General features: G+C 75.3%; 14 protein-coding genes and 1 riboswitch. Of the genes, 11 read left to right on the forward strand and 3 right to left on the reverse strand.

Annotated features, from left to right (window positions below; translation table 11 throughout):
- The first annotated feature begins 6 nt into the window (after positions 1-6).
- The 4 genes from ACQYWQ_RS23800 to ACQYWQ_RS23815 all read left to right on the forward strand — a co-directional run bounded on the left by ACQYWQ_RS23800 (position 7) and on the right by ACQYWQ_RS23815 (position 5,176).
- A complete protein-coding gene (locus ACQYWQ_RS23800) occupies positions 7-1,392 on the forward strand; it encodes a M16 family metallopeptidase (RefSeq protein ID WP_431039319.1) in 1,386 nt (461 codons plus the stop codon).
- A gap of 952 nt (positions 1,393-2,344) precedes the next feature.
- Positions 2,345-2,614, forward strand: coding sequence for a hypothetical protein (locus ACQYWQ_RS23805; RefSeq protein WP_431037322.1), 270 nt, complete (start codon positions 2,345-2,347; stop codon positions 2,612-2,614).
- A 635-nt stretch (positions 2,615-3,249) separates the two neighbouring features.
- Positions 3,250-3,400: riboswitch (cyclic di-AMP (ydaO/yuaA leader) on the forward strand.
- 12 nt (positions 3,401-3,412) lie between these two features.
- Complete coding sequence (locus ACQYWQ_RS23810; protein WP_431037324.1) at positions 3,413-4,186, forward strand: M23 family metallopeptidase; 774 nt, start codon at positions 3,413-3,415, stop codon at positions 4,184-4,186.
- A gap of 306 nt (positions 4,187-4,492) precedes the next feature.
- On the forward strand, positions 4,493-5,176 hold the full coding sequence (locus ACQYWQ_RS23815; RefSeq protein WP_431037326.1) for a GntR family transcriptional regulator: 684 nt from the start codon (positions 4,493-4,495) through the stop codon (positions 5,174-5,176).
- 461 nt (positions 5,177-5,637) lie between these two features.
- Here ACQYWQ_RS23815 and ACQYWQ_RS23820 read toward each other — a convergent pair whose 3' ends face one another.
- Positions 5,638-5,919 (reverse strand): HPr family phosphocarrier protein, encoded by a 282-nt coding sequence (locus tag ACQYWQ_RS23820; protein WP_431037328.1) that lies wholly within the window; start codon positions 5,917-5,919, stop codon positions 5,638-5,640.
- Between the two features lie 767 nt (positions 5,920-6,686).
- Here ACQYWQ_RS23820 and ACQYWQ_RS23825 point away from each other — a divergent pair.
- From ACQYWQ_RS23825 to ACQYWQ_RS23845, 5 genes are all read left to right on the forward strand, one after another.
- Positions 6,687-9,776: a GNAT family N-acetyltransferase gene (locus tag ACQYWQ_RS23825; protein ID WP_431037330.1), complete on the forward strand. Its 3,090-nt coding sequence runs from the start codon at positions 6,687-6,689 to the stop codon at positions 9,774-9,776.
- 217 nt (positions 9,777-9,993) lie between these two features.
- Positions 9,994-10,272, forward strand: a complete 279-nt coding sequence (locus tag ACQYWQ_RS23830; RefSeq protein ID WP_431037332.1) for a hypothetical protein — start codon at positions 9,994-9,996, stop codon at positions 10,270-10,272.
- A gap of 249 nt (positions 10,273-10,521) precedes the next feature.
- Positions 10,522-11,130 (forward strand): DUF5998 family protein, encoded by a 609-nt coding sequence (locus ACQYWQ_RS23835; RefSeq protein WP_431037334.1) that lies wholly within the window; start codon positions 10,522-10,524, stop codon positions 11,128-11,130.
- Positions 11,130-12,368: an alkaline phosphatase family protein gene (locus ACQYWQ_RS23840; RefSeq protein WP_431037336.1), complete on the forward strand. Its 1,239-nt coding sequence runs from the start codon at positions 11,130-11,132 to the stop codon at positions 12,366-12,368. Before ACQYWQ_RS23835 ends, ACQYWQ_RS23840 begins: the two co-directional genes overlap by 1 nt.
- Positions 12,369-12,544: 176 nt before the next feature.
- Positions 12,545-13,192: a thymidine kinase gene (locus ACQYWQ_RS23845; RefSeq protein WP_431037337.1), complete on the forward strand. Its 648-nt coding sequence runs from the start codon at positions 12,545-12,547 to the stop codon at positions 13,190-13,192.
- Positions 13,193-13,198: 6 nt separating this feature from the next.
- Here ACQYWQ_RS23845 and ACQYWQ_RS23850 read toward each other — a convergent pair whose 3' ends face one another.
- A complete protein-coding gene (locus ACQYWQ_RS23850; RefSeq protein ID WP_431037338.1) occupies positions 13,199-13,996 on the reverse strand; it encodes a VOC family protein in 798 nt (265 codons plus the stop codon).
- A 288-nt stretch (positions 13,997-14,284) separates the two neighbouring features.
- Between ACQYWQ_RS23850 and ACQYWQ_RS23855 the strand changes: the two genes are divergently transcribed.
- Positions 14,285-15,136: a sulfurtransferase gene (locus tag ACQYWQ_RS23855; RefSeq protein ID WP_431037339.1), complete on the forward strand. Its 852-nt coding sequence runs from the start codon at positions 14,285-14,287 to the stop codon at positions 15,134-15,136.
- Positions 15,137-15,192: 56 nt separating this feature from the next.
- Here the strand turns inward: ACQYWQ_RS23855 and sepH are convergent, their stop codons facing one another.
- On the reverse strand, positions 15,193-16,281 hold the full coding sequence (sepH, locus tag ACQYWQ_RS23860; RefSeq protein WP_431037341.1) for a septation protein SepH: 1,089 nt from the start codon (positions 16,279-16,281) through the stop codon (positions 15,193-15,195).
- Between the two features lie 558 nt (positions 16,282-16,839).
- Here sepH and ACQYWQ_RS23865 point away from each other — a divergent pair.
- Positions 16,840-18,144: a hypothetical protein gene (locus tag ACQYWQ_RS23865; RefSeq protein WP_431037342.1), complete on the forward strand. Its 1,305-nt coding sequence runs from the start codon at positions 16,840-16,842 to the stop codon at positions 18,142-18,144.
- Positions 18,145-18,192: the final 48 nt, after the last annotated feature.

Raw genomic sequence — 18,192 nt, forward strand, 5'->3', positions numbered from 1 at the left:
AGCACCATGAAGTTCCACCCGCGCCCCCAGCCGGGCCCCGCCAAGCCCTGGGCCTTCCCCGCCCCGGAGCGCTCGGCGCTGCCCAACGGGCTGACCCTGCTGCGCTGCGAGCGCCCGGGCCAGCAGCTCGTCGCCGTGGAGGTGCTGCTCGACGTTCCGCTCGACGCCGAGCCGAAGGGCCTCGACGGCGTCGCCACGATCCTCGCGCGTGCTTTCACCGAGGGCACGGACAAGCACTCCGCCGAGGAGTTCGCCGCCGAGCTGGAGCGCTGCGGTGCGACCCTCGACGCGCACGCGGACCACCCGGGACTCCGGCTCTCGCTCGAAGTGCCGGTCTCGCGCCTGGCCAAGGGCCTCGACCTGCTCGCCGAGGCCCTGCGCGCCCCGGCCTTCGCCGAGTCCGAGATCGAGCGCTTGGTCCGGAACAGGCTCGACGAGATCCCGCACGAGGCCGCCAACCCGGCCCGTCGGGCGGCCAAGGAGCTGTTCAAGCAGCTCTTCCCCGCGGACAGCCGCATCTCCCGCCCCCGGCAGGGCACGGCGGAGACCGTCGAGGCGATCGACGCGAAGGCCGTGCGGGAGCTGTACGAGCGGTACGTGCACCCGGCCACGGCCACCGTGGTCGTCGTCGGCGACTTCGCGGGTGCCGACCTCGACGCGCTGCTCGCCGAGAGCCTCGGCACGTGGACGGGCTCGGGCCCCGCTTCGCCGCCCATGAGCCCGATCACCTCGGACGACACCGGGCGCGTCTACATCGTCGACCGCCCCGGGTCCGTGCAGACGCAGCTCCTCATCGGCCGTACGGGCCCCGACAGGCACGACCAGGTGTGGGCGGCGCAGGTGCTCGGCACCTACTGCCTCGGCGGGACGCTGACCTCGCGTCTGGACCGCGTGCTGCGCGAGGAGAAGGGCTACACCTACGGTGTAAGGGCCTTCGGGCAGGTGCTGCGCTCCGGGAGCCCGGCCGAGGGCACGGGGCTCGCGCCGGGGGCCGCGCTCCTCGCCATCAGCGGCTCGGTCGACACCGAGTCCACCGGGCCCGCGCTCGCCGACCTGTGGAAGGTGCTGCGCGACCTCGCGGCGGGCGGGCTCACCGACGCGGAGCGCGAGACGGCCGAACAGAACCTCGTGGGCGTCGCGCCGCTCAAGTACGAGACCGCCGCCGCCGTCGCGGGGACGCTTGCCGATCAGGTCGAGCAGCAGCTCCCGGACGACTTCCAGGCGGCCTTCTACCGCCGCCTCGCCGAGACGGGCACGGTGGAGGCCACGGCCGCCGTCGTGAACGCCTTCCCGGCGGACCGCCTCGTCACGGTCCTGGTCGGCGACGCGGCGCAGATCGCGGAGCCGGTGCGGGAGCTGGGGATCGGGGAGGTGACGGTGGTGCAGGGCTGAATCCTCCACGGGGGCCGGCCGGGCGGCGCGGTCCGGCCGGTCCGGTGAGGAGGCCGGGTGGGCGCGGGCGGCGCGGCCGGGGGATTCCGGCCGACGAGCCGGGGCGCTGTCCCGCGCGGGTGCCCTGCCCGGTGGAGGACGGAAGGGCGGGGCGTGGTCGTACGCGACTCCGCCGACGTCCCTGGCAGAGCGGGGAGTGGTGCGGGGAGGGACGCAAAGCCGCTGAACCGGACGCCGCGGCACGGCGGTCGGGCTGGCTCCGCGGCATGACGACCGGGACGGCCTCGGGCCACGCATGGATCGGTGACCCGGTGTCCTCCTGAGTGCCGGGCGGGCCGGGACGGCGGGCCGAGCGGTCGGCAGCGGACCAGGAACGGCCGCCTGCCGCAAGGGCCCCGTACTGACGCCCGTCGCGCGGGCCGGTGCTCACGCCCGTCGCCGGGGCCGGTGCTCACGCCCGTCGCCGGGGCCGGTGCTCACGCCCGTCGCGGGGGGCCTGTCGCCGCCTCGTGCCGCCGGGACGCGGTTCGGACGTGAGCCTCGGCGGACCGGTCGCGTGCCCCCGCGACCCGGGAGTCTCCCGGTGCCGCCGTGGGCACGCTCTCCCGGGCGCCCTCACCGGCCGCGTTCTCCGGCCGCGTTCTCCGGTACGCCGTCACGGCTCCGGGGCCGCCGTCCGCTCTCCGCCCTCCGTCGTGGTGATCGCAGCTTCGGCACATCAACCACGACAGGAGAGTTCATGCCCGCCAAGACGCTGACCATCGCGACCGAGGACGGCTACGCCGAAGCCTGTCGCGGCCTTTTCCGCGTACGGGGAGCGGCACCCCGGGGTGCTCCTGCACCCGGACGGCTTCGGCCTCCGGCTCGTACTGCGGGACCTCGCCGGTGAACTGGGCGGGCGCGGGCACTCACGTGCTCGTGCCCGCCCAGTTCACCGGCACGGGCCCGTCCCGTGACCGCACTCCCCGCGTACATCGGGGGAGAGGGCGAGGCGCCGGCCGTCGCCCGGGTGATGCCTCTCGTCGAGGCGCACACCGCCGAACGCGCCCGCAGGGACGCGGACGCCTACCCAGCCTTCCCCGCCTACCTCGCCTTCCTCGCCGCACCCTGGCGAAGGTGGCCGCCGTCGCCGCCGTCGCAGCTCCCGTGGGGGCGGCAGGGCCCCGTGTCTGTGCCGCGCTCACCGGGCAGGTTCATCTCGGCCACGCGGAGGGCGATCTGACGCCCGAGGACCTCGGCGCGCTGCACGAGGCAGTCGGCGCCGCCGGGGCCGACCGGACCTCGGAGGTCTCCCCGCACCCGGCACGGCTTCACCATGTCCGGCTTCCGACACCGACGCCTTCAGCGCCACCGGGCTCGCCCGCCACCGGGCTCGCCCGCCACCGGGCTCGCCCGCTGCCGCTCGTGGCGCGGTCCCTCGGGGGTGGCTGAGTCTCCGGCGGGGTGCGCGGCCGGTGGCCGGGCCGGGGTCGGCGGCCCCGTACGAGGGAGGCAGGGGTGGCCCCGTACGACCGGTCGCGCGGGCCGTCCGGCGCATGCGGCACCGGGCGGGTGACGGCTGCTCATGTCCGGTGGTCCGCCGGCCGTGAAGGGCGGTCAGGGGCCTCGGGGCGGTGGGGCCGGGGTGATTCCGTACGACCGGCTGGGCGTCTTTGTCCGGACAAGGACTCCCGCGTGTCTGAAAACGAGTGCATCGCTGTCCGAATATCGACCATGTCTGTGTCCGGATTGGGTGCATGGCGGCCTGTCTGGGGTGTGGCATGAGCAACAAAGGCGCGGTTCCGTTTGTTGCGGAAGTCTTGTCCCGCTTAGCGTCACTCCGGCTGTTCGTCAGGTATGCGCCGCACCCGCGGCAGCGGACGGCCTTCGCCGAGTTCCGGGGCTCGTACCCGGGAGCCGGGGACCCATGTGTCCCAGGGGTGAATCGGGCGCCGTCCGCCGGTGGCCGTAGGAGACCTTCCTGCTCCGAACCCGTCAGCTAACCCGGTAGGCGAGAGGGAAGGAAAGGAACAGCCGCTTCATGGCGTTCACGCGCCCCACGGGCAGGCACCGTCGTCCTGCCGCCGCAACGTCCCGTACCGGTGTCAGGGTGGCAGGGCTCGCCGCGCTCACGACCGGTTCCGTCGTCGGCACCCTCGCCGCGCCCGCGCACGCAGCGAGCCACGAGGGCCCCGACACCGGCCTCACCCGCGTCATCGGCTTCGACAGCGTCGCCGAGGAGATCGCCACGCAGGCCTCCCTCGTGCACGCGGCGGCCGAGCGGGAGGCCGCCGAGGCGAAGGCCGCCGCCGAGGCGAGCAAGGAGGCCGCGAAGGCGAAGCGCGAGGCCGAGCGGAAGAAGGCCGCGAAGGAGCGCGCCGCACGGGCCGCCGAACGCAAGCGCCTCAACACCTTCGTCCTGCCGATCCCGGGCTCGTACGTCTCCACCGGCTACCACGCCAGCAGCTCGCTGTGGTCCTCCGGCAGCCACACCGGCATCGACTTCCACGCGGCGAGCGGCACGACCGTCCACGCGGTCGGGGCCGGGACGGTCGTCAAGGTCGACTGGGGCGGCGCGTACGGGAACGAGGTCGTGCTCCGTATGCACGACGGGACGTACACGCAGTACGGGCACCTCAGCGCCGCGACCGTCGTGGTCGGGCAGTCGGTGACCGCAGGTCAGCAGATCGCCGTCTCGGGCGCGACGGGCAACGTCACGGGGCCCCACCTGCACTTCGAGGCCCGTACGAGCCCCGAGTACGGCTCCGACATGGACCCGCTCGCCTACCTGCGCGGCCACGGCGTCGACATCTGAGCCGCCCGGGGGTCCCGCCCGCGGCATGTCCCCGACGCCGCGCCGCGGTCCCCTCCGAAAGCCCTCGGCTCCCCGGGGGCTTTCGGTATTCCGCGTACGGGCCGGGCTCCACCGCCCGGGACCGCACACCCCGCCCTTTCCACCCCGAACCCGCCGTAAACAGCGCACCGGGGCCCGAGGATATCCGGGGAATGCGCCCTGCCGTGAGGAATTCTTCGCTGTTCTCATAGAGTCACTGCTCTAATGGAGTCACCTCGCGGACGTCCAACGGCGGCGTTTCGCGGTGATTAATGCGGAGGTCGGGTCATGAGCATTCCCGCGCACTCGGTATGCACGGCGATCAGGGACGATATCGTCTCGGGCGTGTTCGAGCGGGGGAGCCGGCTCACGGAGGAATTGCTCGCGCGGAGATACGGGGTTTCGCGGGTGCCGGTGCGGGAGGCGCTGCGGACGCTGGAGGCGGAGGGCTTCGTCGTGACGCGCCGGCACGCGGGCGCGCAGGTCGCCGAGCCGGGGGCGCAGGAGGCCGTGGACGTCCTGGAGACCCGGCTGCTCCTGGAGCCGCTGTGCGCGGCGCGCGCCGCGCAGCGCAGGACCGAGGCGCACCTCAAGGTGCTGCGCGGCCTCGTCAGGCTCGGGCAGGAGCGGGCGCGCAGGGGGCAGGAGGAGGACCTGCGCTCGCTCGGCGGCTGGTTCCACGAGACCCTCGTCCAGGCCAGCGCCAGCGAGACCCTGACCTCGCTCCTGACCCTGCTGCGCCACAAGATCGCATGGATGTACGTGGTCGAGTCGCCCGCCCGCCCGCAGGAGTCCTGGGCCGAGCACGGCGCGATCGTCGACGCGGTGGCGCGCGGCGACGCGGAGCGGGCCCGCGCGCTCACCGCGCAGCACGCCGAACGCGCCCGCCGTGCCCACCGCCTGCGCGGCCCGGGTCCCCGCCCGCCGCGCCGCCCGCCGGGGCGGAGCCCGGAGGAGGCCCCGGCCTGGTGAGGCCGTGCGGGGACCGTCCGGTGGGGGAGGGGTGAAACCCGGCGGGGCTGGCCTTGGCGCCGGGAGGTTGCGCACAGGCCCGCCCGGCGAGCCGGTGCCGGGCGCGTACGTCGAGAGCGCGGCGGGGCCCGGCTGATGAGGCCGGGTGAGGTCCCGTGAGATCGGGTGAGGTCCGGTGAGGTCCGGTGAGGTCCGGTGAGGACTTCGCAACATCCCGTAAACAATCCGGGCCTTCCGCATTAACACGGGGGCCGTATACAAAGGGATGCGAAGTCGCGGGAGCCCGGCGCGGTCCCGTTCGTCCCGGTGGCCGTCCCGGCGGAGCGGGTATTCGCTGCCCGTAATGCGGTGCGTTTTCTGCGGGCTTTATCGGCGTGCGCTCCGGGGAAATGCGTGGTGGCCCGGGCGCGCGGAGAATGTGCCGGGAAGAATTCCGCGCGCCGGGGTCACCTGTGCATTGACTAGACCGTTTCCGGAAGTTCCTGAAGACCTTCCGTCACGAGTTTGGCGAGCCGGTCGAGGGCCTCTTCGGCGCCCTCTCCCTCCGCGCTCAGCGTGATCTCCTCGCCCCCCTGCACCCCGAGACCGAGCACCGCGAGCATGGAGCGGGCGTTGACCGCTTCGCCCTCGCTCTTGGCGACGGTCACGGGGAGTCCTGTGGCGGTCGATGCCCGGACGAAGAGGGAGGCGGGACGGGCATGGAGGCCCTCCGGCCAGCCGACGGTGACGCGACGCTCAGCCATGATGCAGCCCTTCGGGTCCGGGGCCCGCGCGCGTGCGGGCCCGGTGCGGATACGCGGGTGTTCAGGTTCCGGTGGTGCGGTCGGTGCGGGGTCGCGGTACGGGTCTTCCCGTTCCGGGACGCGTTCTCCCCTCGTGGTGGCACGGCGCGCCCGGCGGCGCAAGGGGGCGGGGTCCGTACGAGGGGTCCTCGCGGGCACCGGAGGGACACGGCCGCCGAAGCACCAGCCGCAAGCCCTGCCCCACCGAAGCCGGGCTGCGGCAAGCCCCCGGCCTGCCGCGGCCCCAGGGCCGCGCCCGCCTGGACCTGCCCAGCCCTGGGCCGCGCCCGCCTGGACCTGCCCAGCCCTGGGCCGCGCCCGCCTGGGCCTGCGCGTCTCCGGGTTCGCGCGCCCCACCTACCTCGGGCTGCCGCGCTCCCGGCCTGCCGGAGCCTGCGCCCCCGACCGCCTCCGCCCTCCCCGACGGCCTCCGCCCGACCGCCTCCGCCCGTCGAAGCCCTGGCCCGCTGCCCCGTCGACCGCCCCCGCCAACCGAGTCCCCTCGCCACCGAAGCCCCACCCAGTCCCGGCCCACGGAGTCCACCGCCCCACCGAGCCCCCCGTCACCGAAGCCCCCCAGGGAGTCCCCCGCCCCACGAGCCCCCACCGAAGCCCCCCACCGAGCCCCCGATCCGCCGAAGGCCCCCATCCCTCCGCCCCCCCGATCCCGTCGTTTCGGACCCGCACGGCGCCCCCGCGCTTCGTACACACGGTCGTACGCTGACCCCATGCAGACCCCGGCCGATCCGTCCCGCTCCGAGGAGCCCCGCTCAGCAGCGTCGCGTCCCGTCGGGGGACGCCCGCTGGACGCGCCGCGTCCCCAGGACCTGCACCCCTCGGCGCAGCCCCACGAGGCCGGTTATCCCGCCCACTGGGAGGCCGATGTCGTGCTGCGCGACGGCGGCACCGCGCGGATCAGGCCCATCACCGAGGACGACGCCGAACGGCTCGTCAGCTTCTACGAGCAGGTCTCGGACGAGTCGAAGTACTACCGCTTCTTCGCTCCCTACCCGAAGCTCTCCGCGAAGGACGTGCACCGCTTCACGCACCACGACTTCGTGGACCGCGTCGGGCTCGCGGCGACGATCGGCGGCGAGTTCATCGCGACCGTCCGCTTCGACCGCGTCGACGCGACGGGCCGTCCCGCCTCCGCGCCCGCCGACGAGGCGGAGGTCGCCTTCCTCGTGCAGGACGCGCACCAGGGGCGCGGCGTCGCCTCGGCGCTCCTCGAACACATCGCCGCCGTCGCGCGCGAGCGCGGCATCCGCCGCTTCGGCGCCGAGGTACTGCCCCACAACACCAAGATGATCAAGGTCTTCACGGACGCGGGCTACCAGCAGAAGCGCAGCTTCGAGGACGGCGTCGTCCACCTGACCTTCCCCCTGGAGCCCACCGAACGCTCGCTCGCGGTGCAGTACGCGCGCGAGCAGCGCGCCGAGGCCCGCTCCGTGCAGCGCCTCCTCGCCCCCGCCTCGCTCGCCGTCGTCGGCGCCAAGCGCGCGGGCGGCGGTGTGGGCCGCAGCATCCTGCGCAATCTCCTCGCGGCGGGTTACACGGGCCGTCTCTACGCGGTCAACAACAGCTTCCCCGAGGACCAGGGCACGCTCGACGGCGTCCCCGCCTTCCGTACGGTCAAGGAGATCGGCGAGGACGTCGACCTCGCGGTCGTCGTCGTCCCCGCCGAGCGCGTGCCCGAGGCCGTCGCCGAGTGCGGCGAGCACGGGGTCCGCGGGCTCGTCGTCATCAGCGCGGGGTACGGCGAGAGCGCGGCGGCGGGCAGGGCGCGGCAGCGGCGCCTCGTGCGCCAGGCGCGCAGCTACGGGATGCGGCTCGTGGGGCCCAACGCCTTCGGCCTCGTCAACACCGATCCCGCCGTACGCCTCAACGCCTCTCTCGCGCCCGAACTCGCCCCGCGCGGCCGGGTCGGGCTCTTCACGCAGTCGGGCGCTATCGGCATCGCGCTCCTGTCCGAACTGCACCAGCGCGGCACGGGGCTCTCCACCTTCGTCTCGGCGGGCAACCGCGCCGACGTCTCGGGCAACGACGTCCTCCAGTACTGGTACGACGACCCCGATACGGACGTCGCGCTCATGTACCTCGAATCGATCGGCAACCCGCGCAAGTTCACGCGCCTCGCCCGCCGCGCCGCCGCGAGCAAGCCGCTCGTCGTCGTCCAGGGCGCCCGGCACAGCGCCGCGACGCCGCCCTCGCACGCCGTCGCCGAGACCCGCCTCCCGCACGCGACGGTCTCCGCGCTTCTCGCGCAGGCCGGGGTCATCAGGGTCGAGACCGTCACGGACCTCGTCGACACCGGCGTCCTGCTCGCGGGCCAGCCGCTGCCGGAGGGCCCGCGCGTCGCGATCCTCGGCAACTCCGAGTCGCTCGGCCTGCTCACGTACGACGCCTGCCTGACCGAGGGCCTGCGCCCGCGCACCCCGCTCGACCTCACGACATCGGCGAGCCCCGAGGACTTCCGGCGCGCCCTGGAGCAGGCGCTCGCCGACCCGGACAGCGACGCCGTCGTCGTCACCGCGATCCCGTGGGTCGGCGAGGGCGCCCTCGACTGGCCCGAGGGCGAAGTGCTCGGCGCTGCGCTGCGCGAGGCGGTCGCCGCCGCGGAGTCGCGCAAGCCGGTCCTCGTCGTCCACGTCGAGCTGGGCGGTCTCGCCCACGCCCTCTCGGCGGCGACCGCGACGCTCCCGGCGAGCGCGGGCCCGCACACGCCGGGCGGCGCGGTGCGCGCGGACGTGCGCGACACGGGGCCCGGGGCCGTACGGGACGCGGCGGGCACCACGCGTGCGGCCGTACGGGAGCCGGGCGCGGCGGCACGGGACGGGGGCGACCGGCCCGTACACGGCACCCCCGCGCCCGCACGCGGCACCCCCGCGCCCGTACACGGCATCCCCGCGCCCGTGAACGAGCCGGACGAGCGCCCCGCCGCACCACGCATCCCCGCCTATCCCGCCCCCGAGCGCGCCGTCCGCGCGCTCGCCCGTGCCGTGCGGCACGCGCAGTGGCGTAACGACACCGAGCACCCCGGGCGCGTGCCCGAGTTCGACGACATCGACGAGCACGGCGCCGCCGAGCGCGTCGCGGCGCTGCTCGACGCGCTGCCACCGGGCGCGCGCGGTACGACGCCCGGGCCCGAGGAGACCGAGGACCTCCTGCGCCGCTACGGCATCCCCGTCCAGCGCGCGCTGCCCGCGCCCGACGCCGACGCTGCGGCGCGCGCGGCCGCCGAGCTGGGCTACCCCGTCGCGCTCAAGATCACCGCCCCGCACCTGCGCCACCGCCCCGACCTCGGCGGCGTCCGCCTCGACCTCGCCGACGAGAGCGACCTGCGCCGCGCCTACGCGGACCTCACCGCGCTGCTCGGCGCGCCCGCCGAACTGCGGCCCGTCGTGCAGGCGATGGCGCCGCGCGGCGTGGACACGGTGGTACGGGCCGTCATCGACCCGGCGGCGGGCGCGGTGCTCTCCTTCGGGCTCGCCGGAGCGCCCTCCGAACTCCTCGGCGACACCGCGCACCGCCTCGTCCCCGTGACCGACAGGGACGCGGCCGCGCAGGTCCGCTCGCTGCGCAGCGCCCCCCTCCTCTTCGGCTGGCGCGGCGCGGCCCCCGTCGACACGGACGCCCTCCAGGAGCTGATCCAGCGCGTCTCGCGCCTCGTCGACGACCACCCGGAGATCGTCGCGGTCTCCCTCGAACCGGTCGTCGTCGCCCCCCACACGGTCCGCGTCCTCGGCGCCTCCCTCCGCCTGGCCCACCCCCCGGCGGTGGGCCAGGCGGAGGGCCCGCGCAGGATGCCGACGTACTGAGGCGGGACGTACGGAGACGACGAGTGCCGGGGCTCGGAGGCGCTGAGGCGCCCGGGCGCTGAGGCGGGGGCGCGGGGAGAGCGACTGGGCGCGGCCGCCGGACGGTCCTGCGGGCCGCCCGCCACCACGGCCACGACGGCGACGACGGCCACCACGGCCACCACGGCCACCACGGCCACGACGGCCACCACGGCATGGTGGAGGACCTGGCCCCCCCGTGAGCGCCGCGTTCGGCGACGTACCCGACCGCCACCTGTCCACGCGCCCCGCCGACTGGCTCACCTGCGTGCGGTACCTCCTCGCGATCCGGGGCGAGTACCACTGGGCGCACGTACGCGAAGGCTTCGAGGACGACATCCTCCGGCTGGACTGCCCGCACTGCGGTACGGAGCCGACCTGCGCCACCGGGCGCTTCGGCCGGTACGTGCCGGCCTGGGACGGGGACCGCGAGCACCGCACCGCACCGCGCTGCGCCCGGCCGCGCCCGGCGAGCTGAGGGGCACGGGCGCCTGGTTCCACCACCTCGCCTCGCGCGAGCGCCGACCCGGTTTCGGCGAAGGCATCGCGCACGTCTTCGACTCCGCCCTGTGCCCCCTGTGCGGCGCCCGCTTCCCGCTCGGTGCGGCGTACGACCACGCCAGCCGCCCCGTGTTCGCGCCAGGCCCGCCCCGTGCCCCGGCCCCCGCCCCCGGACGAATCGCCACGGAGTGACCGGCCATGCCCCCCGCCCCCGTAGGATGGGCGCATGGCGAAGACCGGTACGACGACCCAGGGGCTGCGCGCGGCGATCGAGCGCAGCGGCTACTACCCGGCCCTCGTGGCCGAGGCCGTGGAGGCCGCGGTCGGCGGGGACCCCGTGGTGTCGTACCTGGTGCACCAGGAGACGACGTTCGACGCGAACGAGGTGCGCAGGCACGTCACCGTGCTCGTCCTCACCGAGCACCGCTTCATCGTGAGCCACACCGACGAGCAGGCCGCCGACGACACCTCGCCGACCCCGTACGCCACGACGTCCACCGAGTCGGTACGGATCGAGCGGATCTCCTCGGTCGTGACGAGCCGCGTCGTCGCGAACCCGGAGGCGTACACGCCCGGCACGCTGCCCCGTGAGGTCGTCCTCACGATCGGCTGGGGCGCCGTCTCCCGCATCGACCTGGAGCCCGCCGCCTGCGGCGACCCCAACTGCGAGGCCGACCACGGCTACACGGGCAGCTCCACCGCCGACGACCTGAGTCTGCGCGTGAGCGAGGCGGGCGACGGGCCCGAGACGGTCCGCCAGGCGCTCACCTTCGCGCAGGCCCTCTCGGAGGCCACCGCGGCGCTCGGCGAGGGCCCCTCGGGGACCCGCCGCTGATGAGCGGCACACCCCCCACGCACCACACGGACTGGGACGCCTACGAGGCCGGGCGCGGCCCCGACCCCTACGCCCCCCTCCCGCTCTCCTCGGCTCTCGTGCCCGAGTACGGGAGCGGCAGCCTCGCCGACCTCCTCCCCACCCTCGCCGCCGGTCTCGGTGTCCCCGGCTTCACCCCGGTCATCGGCGAACTGGCCCCCGCCGACCGCGCCTGCGTCTTCCTCGTCGACGGCCTCGGCTGGGAGCAGCTGCGCGCGCACCCCGACGAAGCCCCCTTCCTGCACAGCCTCCTCGGCACCTCGCGCGGCGGCACGGGCCGCCCGCTGACCTCCGGTTTCCCCGCGACCACCGCCGCCTCGCTCGCCTCGGTCGGCACCGGCACCGTCCCGGGGCAGCACGGACTGCTCGGCTACGCGGTGCGCGACCCGGCGACGGGCGCGCTCATGAACCAGCTCCGCTGGCAGCCCTGGACCGACCCCACCGCCTGGCAGCCGCACCCCACCGTCTTCCGCGCCGCCGACGCGGCCGGAGTGCACACCGCGCAGGTCTCCGCCCCGCACTTCCGTGAGACGCCGCTCACCAAGGTCGCGCTCTCGGGCGGCACCTTCCACGGCCGTTTCACCGGTGAGGAGCGCATGGACCGCGCAGCCGAGGAACTGGCCGCCGGGGACCGCTCCTTGGTCTACACGTACTACAGCGAACTCGACGGCGCGGGGCACAAGTACGGGACCGCGTCCGACGCCTGGCGCGGCCAGCTCATGCAGGTCGACCGGCTCGTGCAGCGCCTCGCGGGTCAACTCCCGCCGCGTACCGCGCTGTACGTCACGGCGGACCACGGCATGGTGGACGTCCCCGAGGACTCCGAGAGCCGCGTCGACTACGACGAGGACTGGGAACTCGGCGCGGGCGTCGCCCTGTTGGGCGGCGAAGGCCGCGCCCGGCACGTCTACGCGCACCCGGGCGCGGCCGCCGACGTCCTCGCCGTGTGGCGCGAGGTCCTCGGTGACCGCTTCTGGGTCGCGAGCCGCGAAGAGGCGCTCGCCGCAGGGTGGTTCGGGCCGCCGGAGCGGTGCGAGGAGCGGGTGTACGCGCGCATCGGCGACGTCGTCGCCGCACCGCGGGACCTCAGCGCGATCGTCGCGAGCGAGACCGAGCCGCGCGAGACGGCGCTTGTCGGGATGCACGGCTCGCTCACGGCGGCGGAGCAGTACGTGCCGCTCATCGAGATCCGTACCTGAGCGGCGCGCGCTCCCCGGGCCGCGCACCCGGCCCCGTCTCCGGCCGCGCACCCGGCCCCGTCCCGGCCGCGCCCGTGGCGTAGGGTCTGGGGTCGCCCCGGCGCGTACCGCCCCGCCCGTCCCCGTACCACCGCCCCGCCCCGCCGCCGTGTGTTCCAGAAAGGCCCGGTCCGCTGATGTCCGAATTGGTTTTCTTCTCCGGGACGATGGACTGCGGAAAGAGCACACTGGCGCTCCAGATCGGCCACAACCGGTCGGCGCGCGGACTCCAGGGCGTGATCTTCACGCGGGACGACCGGGCGGGCGAGGGGAAGCTGTCCTCGCGGCTCGGGCTCGTCACGGACGCCGTCGAGGCGGCCGAGGACATGGACCTGTACGGATACCTCGTCGAGCGGCTCTCGCAGGGCGGCAAGGTGGACTACGTCATCGTCGACGAGGCGCAGTTCCTCGCGCCGCGCCAGATCGACCAGCTGGCGCGCGTCGTCGATGAACTCCGGCTCGACGTCTTCGCCTTCGGCATCACGACGGACTTCCGCACGAAGCTCTTCCCCGGCTCGCAGCGGCTCATCGAGCTGGCCGACCGGATAGAGGCGCTCCAGGTCGAGGCGCTGTGCTGGTGCGGCGCGCGGGCCACGCACAACGCCCGTACGGTGGACGGCGAAATGGTCGTCGAGGGCGCACAGGTCGTCGTCGGTGACGTCAACCGCCGTGCGGGCGAGGTCGGTTACGAGGTGCTGTGCCGCCGCCACCACCTGCGCCGCGTGACGAGCGCGACGGCGAAGGCGGGCGTGCGCTCCCCCGACGTCCTGCCCGTGCAGGGCTGAGGCGGCTCAGCCGCGCTCGCCTTCCGTCCCGACGAGGGCGAAGACCGCGCCCTCCGGATCGGCGACCGTCGCCGTGCGCCCCCGCGGCCCATCGGCGGGCTCCTCCACGACCTGGCCGCCGAGCCCGGGGAGACGCGCGCACGCGGCGGACACGTCGCCGACCCCGAAGCACGCGAGCCAGCCGGCGCCCCGCTCGCGCGCCCGCGAGCGGCCCACGCCGAGCGCGGCGGCCACGGGCTGCCCCTCGCGCGTGAACGTCAGGTGATCGGGGTCGTCCTGCCGTACGCCGAAGCCGAGCACGGCGCGGTAGAACGGCGCGATGGAAGCGGTGTCCCGTGTGAGGAGTTCGGACCAGGAGTGGGCGCCGGGGACGCCGGTCACGGCGAAGCCCCGGTGCTCGGCCGGCTGCCACAGGCCGAAGCGCGCGCCGCCCGGGTCCGAGGCGAGCGCGAGCCGCCCGGCGCCCGGCGAGTCGAGCGGCCCGACCCCGACCGTACCCCCGCAGGCGTGCACCGTGGCGGCCAGCTCATTGACGTCGGAGGTCTCGAAGTACGTGGTCCAGGCCACCGGAAGGCCCGTGCCCGTGGGCAGCTGCCCGAGCCCGGCGACGGGGCGTCCGTCGAGCAGGGCGCGGCCGTACGGGCCGAGCCCGCGCGGCCCCTCCTCGTACTCCCAGCCGAAGAGCGCCCCGTAGAACGCGCGTGCCGCGGCGGGCTCGCGCACCATGAGGCTCACCCAGCACGGTCCCCCCTGCGCCCCTCCCGCCAAGCCGTCCCGCTCCTTCGCCGCCCGTGCCTCGGTCATCGCCCCTCGCTCTCCACCCGCTCCACCCGCACCCAGCGCACCCGCTGCCACGGTGCGTACCCGATTGTGCACCCCTCGTGCCGTGCACGACCTGTCCGGGACCGGCGGGCCCCGCCCCGACCGCGCGAGCGCGCGCACCGGGGGACGTACGGGGCGCGCGGGTGGGAGCGGGGCGCGCGGGCGGGGGAGTGCGCGGGGTGCGGCGGGGGCGAGCGGTGGCCGCGGAAGCGGCGGGCGGGTGCGGCGGCCGGGGGAGTGCGCGCGGGTGCGGTGGGCCAGGATGACCCCATGGCCACTTCGCAACCGGCCTCCGTCTCCCCGCTCATCGACGCCGACAGCCTCGCCACGGCGCTCGCCGGGCCCCGCCCGCCCGTCGTCCTCGACGTGCGCTACCGGCTCGGGCAACCCAGCCAGCGGCCCGCGTACCTCGAAGGGCACGTCCCCGGTGCCGTCTTCGTCGACCTCGACACCCAGCTCGCCGCCCCGCCGGGACCGCGCGGCCGCCACCCGCTGCCCGAGCCCGCCGGCTTCGGGGCCACGATGCGCGCCGCCGGGGTGAGCGCGGACAGCGAGGTCGTCGTCTACGACGACGGGCAGGGCTGGGCGGCGGCCCGCACCTGGTGGCTGCTGCGCTGGTCGGGGCACGCCGCGGTACGGGTGCTCGACGGCGGATTCCCTTCCTGGACCGGCGCCGTGGAGACCGGGGCGCCGGTCCCCACGCCCGGTGACTTCGTGCCCGAGCCCGGCGCGCTGCCCACGCTCGACGCGGAGAGCGCCGCCGAACTGGCGCGCACGGGCGTGCTGTTCGACGCGCGGGCGGCGGAGCGGTACCGGGGCGATGTGGAGCCCGTCGACCCCGTGGGCGGCCACATCCCCGGCGCGGTGTCGGCGCCGACCGCGGAGAACGTGCTGCCCGACGGGCGGTTCAGGACCGTCGCCGAACTCAGGGCGCGCTTCGCCGACTTGGGTGCGGACGGTGCCCGCACCGTGGGCGTGTACTGCGGATCGGGCGTCTCGGCGGCGCAGGAGGTGCTGGCCCTTGAGCTGGCCGGGGTGCGGGCCGCCCTCTACCCGGGCTCGTGGTCGGAGTGGACGGCCGACGGAGGGCGCCCGGTGGCCACGGGCGCGGAGCGGGGCTGAGAGCCGGTCGGCCCGGCGCGGGGCGGGCGCTGTGGTGAGCGTGCCCCGTGCCGGGCTCAGTCCTGCTTCTTGCGCCGGGTGCCGAAGACGATCTCGTCCCAGCTGGGAACCGCCGCGCGGCGGCCAGGACGTACGCCGTCCGCCTCGGCCTGGCGGTCGGTGGAGCCGATGAGCCGGTCGCGGTGGCTGGAGACCGCACGCGGCATGAGCACGTCCGCGTACGCCGAACCCGCCGATGCCGCGGGGGCAGGGGGCTCCTCGACCTCGGGCTCGCGCTCCGGCTCGTCCTGCCCCGTGCGCTCGCCGGAGGCGGAGGACCGCTCGGGCACCACCATGTCGCCGCGGAAGCTCGGGACCGCCTCCAGGAGGCTCGTGAGCGAGTCGCGCCCCGATTCGGCCGAGGCCGCGGGGGTGTGGTCCTCGTCCTCGCCGTCCTCGGGGGCCGGCGCCTGCGGCAGGGCGGGGGGCCGGTCGGGGAGCGCGGGGCGGTCGCGGTCGAAGCGGTCGATCGTGCGCTCGCGCGGCAGCCGCGCGATACGGGGCACGAATGGCATGGGCTCGGGCGAGGACAGCTCGTCGGACTCGCCGATGAGCGCCCGCGCCTCGTCGTCCACGGCCTGGACGAGCCTGCGCGGCGGGTCGTACGTCCAGCTCGCCGAGCGCGTCTCGCCCGCGAGCCGGTAGACGAGAAGGACTTCCCAGGTGCCGTCGTCGCGGCGCCAGGAGTCCCACTGCACGGTCTCCCTGTCGGCCCCGCGCATCATCAGCCGCTCCTGCACGGCGTCCCCGAGCTGGGGCCCGGCGGATTCGCCCGGACGGCGTACAGGGGTCTTGCGGGCCCGCTCGGCCATGAAGGCGCGCTCGGCGAGGACGGGGCCCTCGAAGCGCCGTACGCGGTCCACGGGGATGCCCGCGAGCTGCGCCACTTCCTCCGCGCTCGCCCCTGCCCTTATACGGGCCTGGATGTCCCGCGGCCGCAGGTGGCTCTCGACCTCGATCTCGATCTGGCCGAGGCGCGGCCTGTCGCCGCGCACGGCGGCGCGCAGCCGCTCGTCGATGGCGAGGGTGTACTCCGTGTTGTCGGCAGCTTTCAGCACAAGACGTGTGCCGTCGTTGCTGACGGCCACGACACGCAGTTCGGGCATGGGGACCTCCCGGGTGGTGCCTGCCGACGTCACGTGCGTCGCTGCTTCCGCTAGTCGAGTGTGGCCTGCCCGGGTGCAGCCTGCCACAACCTTGCCGAGTTGCCCGGCGTGTCGGGCAGGGGCCCTGACACTCCGTTATGGCACGGTACTCATTTGCAACGCTGAGTGACCACCCGGACTCCCAGAGGCGACGGAACTCTCCCACCACCGCCGGTCGTCCCCTCGCGGACGGACCCGCTTCGGCCGGATGGCCGGCCGCTCCGGTGCGAAGAGTCCCGGGCACCCTGACGGGAGACCGGACCCAGGGCTCGCCACAGTACTCCATTCGGGCCATCCGTGGTGGGGCGACGCTCCGCCGAACTTCCCTCGTGCGGGGGACGTGCCGGGCCGGGGGAGGTGCGCGCGGCGCGTTTCGCGGGCGCTCGCGGGGGCACCGGGCGGAAGGCGCCGGGCCGCCGGGTGGCGCGCTTCACAAAATCCACGGAACCGGAACCAATCGATTCGCCCGACAGTCACTTCCTGCGGCAAGCTGGACGAAAGGCGATGTAAGGCAGGTAGATGCAGAAGGAAGCCGTGAAGGGCGACACACCTCACATACGTGGCGGGCGGAGGCCCGCGGGTGAGGGCGCCCCCGAGGAGCAAAAGCCCGCCAGGCGCTTCGATCTGAGCGTGCCCCAGGTGGCAGGCTCTGCCGTCGCCTCGGTCGCCGCCGCGATCGCCGCGTCCCAACTCGGGGTCTACGGCACGGTCATCGGCGCCGGGGTCATGAGCATCGTGGCGACCACGGGCGGCAGCGTCTTCCAGCATCTCTTCCGCAGGACGGGGGAGCAGCTCCGAGACGCGGCCGGGCAGGTCATCCCCCGGCACGGGGTTCCGCACGACGGCGCGGGCGAGCCCGTACCGCCGACGTTCCTCGCGCACCCCGAGCAGCACCTCGCGGAGGTCCCCGCGCCGCGCGCCGAGGCGACGACCGCGCTGCCGCAGGCGGCCGACGCCGATCCGACGACGGTCCTCCCGGCGGTCGCCGACGCCGATCCGACGACGGTCCTCCCGGCAGTCGCCGACGCCGATCCGACGACCGTGCTCCCCGCCGCCGCGCCGCACGACGACGCGACGCGCGTGCTCCGTACGCCGCAGGGGGAGCCCGTGTCCGACGACGCGTCGCGCCTGCTGCCCACCGTCCCCGCCGACGAGGCGACGCGGCTGCTCGGCGCGGTCCCGCGGGACGAGGCGACGCGGGTGCTCGGCGCGGTTGCCGACGACGCGACGCGGGTGCTCGGGACGGCCCGCGAGGGCGGGGCGGCGCGCCCGCCGCGCTCCGGGGCGGACCCGTACAGCGCTCCCGTCACGCACCAGAGCCCCCGGAAGCTGCGCGGCTGGCGCAAGCCACTGCTCACGGCCGTGGGCGTCTTCGCCGTCTCGATGGCGGGCATCACGGGCTACGAACTCCTCGCCGGGCACTCCCTGAGCGGTGGCTCCGGCTCCACGATCAGCAAACTCGGCGGCAACGGCGGCAGCCACCACGAGGCTCCGCCCGCGGAGCCCGAGCGGTCGCCTTCGGACGGCTCGACGGGCTCCACCGGCTCGACGGATGAGCACAAGGACGGTGCGACGTCGCCCGCACCGGGCGACAGCTCCTCCCCGAGCCCGTCGCGGGAGGGGAGCACGGCCCCGAGCACGCCAGGCGACGACACGAAGCGGCCCGAGCAGCAGCAGCCGTCCCCGAGCACCACCCCGGAGCCCACGCGGCCGACCCCCGGCGCGGGCCAGGAATCCGGCGAGGGCACGGACCCCGGCACGGGCGACCAGGGCGACACGAGCCAGCAGCAGCCCGAGGACGACGCGGCGACGCAGACGCCCTGAGCGCCGCGCCTTCCCCGTGCGGCGCACAGCCTCCGGCCGCCCCAGGAG

It is taken from the genome of Streptomyces sp. P6-2-1 (genome assembly GCF_050613165.1).
Classification (GTDB): Bacteria; Actinomycetota; Actinomycetes; order Streptomycetales; family Streptomycetaceae; genus Streptomyces.

Excerpts from the sequence above, each read along its gene's own strand:
- ACQYWQ_RS23845 (WP_431037337.1), top strand. The coding sequence starts at position 12,545 with ATGTCCGAATTGGTTTTCTTCTCCGGGACGATGGACTGCGGAAAGAGC.
- ACQYWQ_RS23825 (WP_431037330.1), top strand. The coding sequence starts at position 6,687 with ATGCAGACCCCGGCCGATCCGTCCCGCTCCGAGGAGCCCCGCTCAGCA.
- ACQYWQ_RS23810 (WP_431037324.1), top strand. The coding sequence starts at position 3,413 with ATGGCGTTCACGCGCCCCACGGGCAGGCACCGTCGTCCTGCCGCCGCA.
- ACQYWQ_RS23815 (WP_431037326.1), top strand. The coding sequence starts at position 4,493 with ATGAGCATTCCCGCGCACTCGGTATGCACGGCGATCAGGGACGATATC.
- ACQYWQ_RS23835 (WP_431037334.1), top strand. The coding sequence starts at position 10,522 with ATGGCGAAGACCGGTACGACGACCCAGGGGCTGCGCGCGGCGATCGAG.
- ACQYWQ_RS23865 (WP_431037342.1), top strand. The coding sequence starts at position 16,840 with ATGCAGAAGGAAGCCGTGAAGGGCGACACACCTCACATACGTGGCGGG.
- ACQYWQ_RS23850 (WP_431037338.1), bottom strand. The coding sequence starts at position 13,996 with ATGACCGAGGCACGGGCGGCGAAGGAGCGGGACGGCTTGGCGGGAGGG.
- sepH (WP_431037341.1), bottom strand. The coding sequence starts at position 16,281 with ATGCCCGAACTGCGTGTCGTGGCCGTCAGCAACGACGGCACACGTCTT.
- ACQYWQ_RS23820 (WP_431037328.1), bottom strand. The coding sequence starts at position 5,919 with ATGGCTGAGCGTCGCGTCACCGTCGGCTGGCCGGAGGGCCTCCATGCC.
- ACQYWQ_RS23840 (WP_431037336.1), top strand. The coding sequence starts at position 11,130 with ATGAGCGGCACACCCCCCACGCACCACACGGACTGGGACGCCTACGAG.
- ACQYWQ_RS23800 (WP_431039319.1), top strand. The coding sequence starts at position 7 with ATGAAGTTCCACCCGCGCCCCCAGCCGGGCCCCGCCAAGCCCTGGGCC.
- ACQYWQ_RS23855 (WP_431037339.1), top strand. The coding sequence starts at position 14,285 with ATGGCCACTTCGCAACCGGCCTCCGTCTCCCCGCTCATCGACGCCGAC.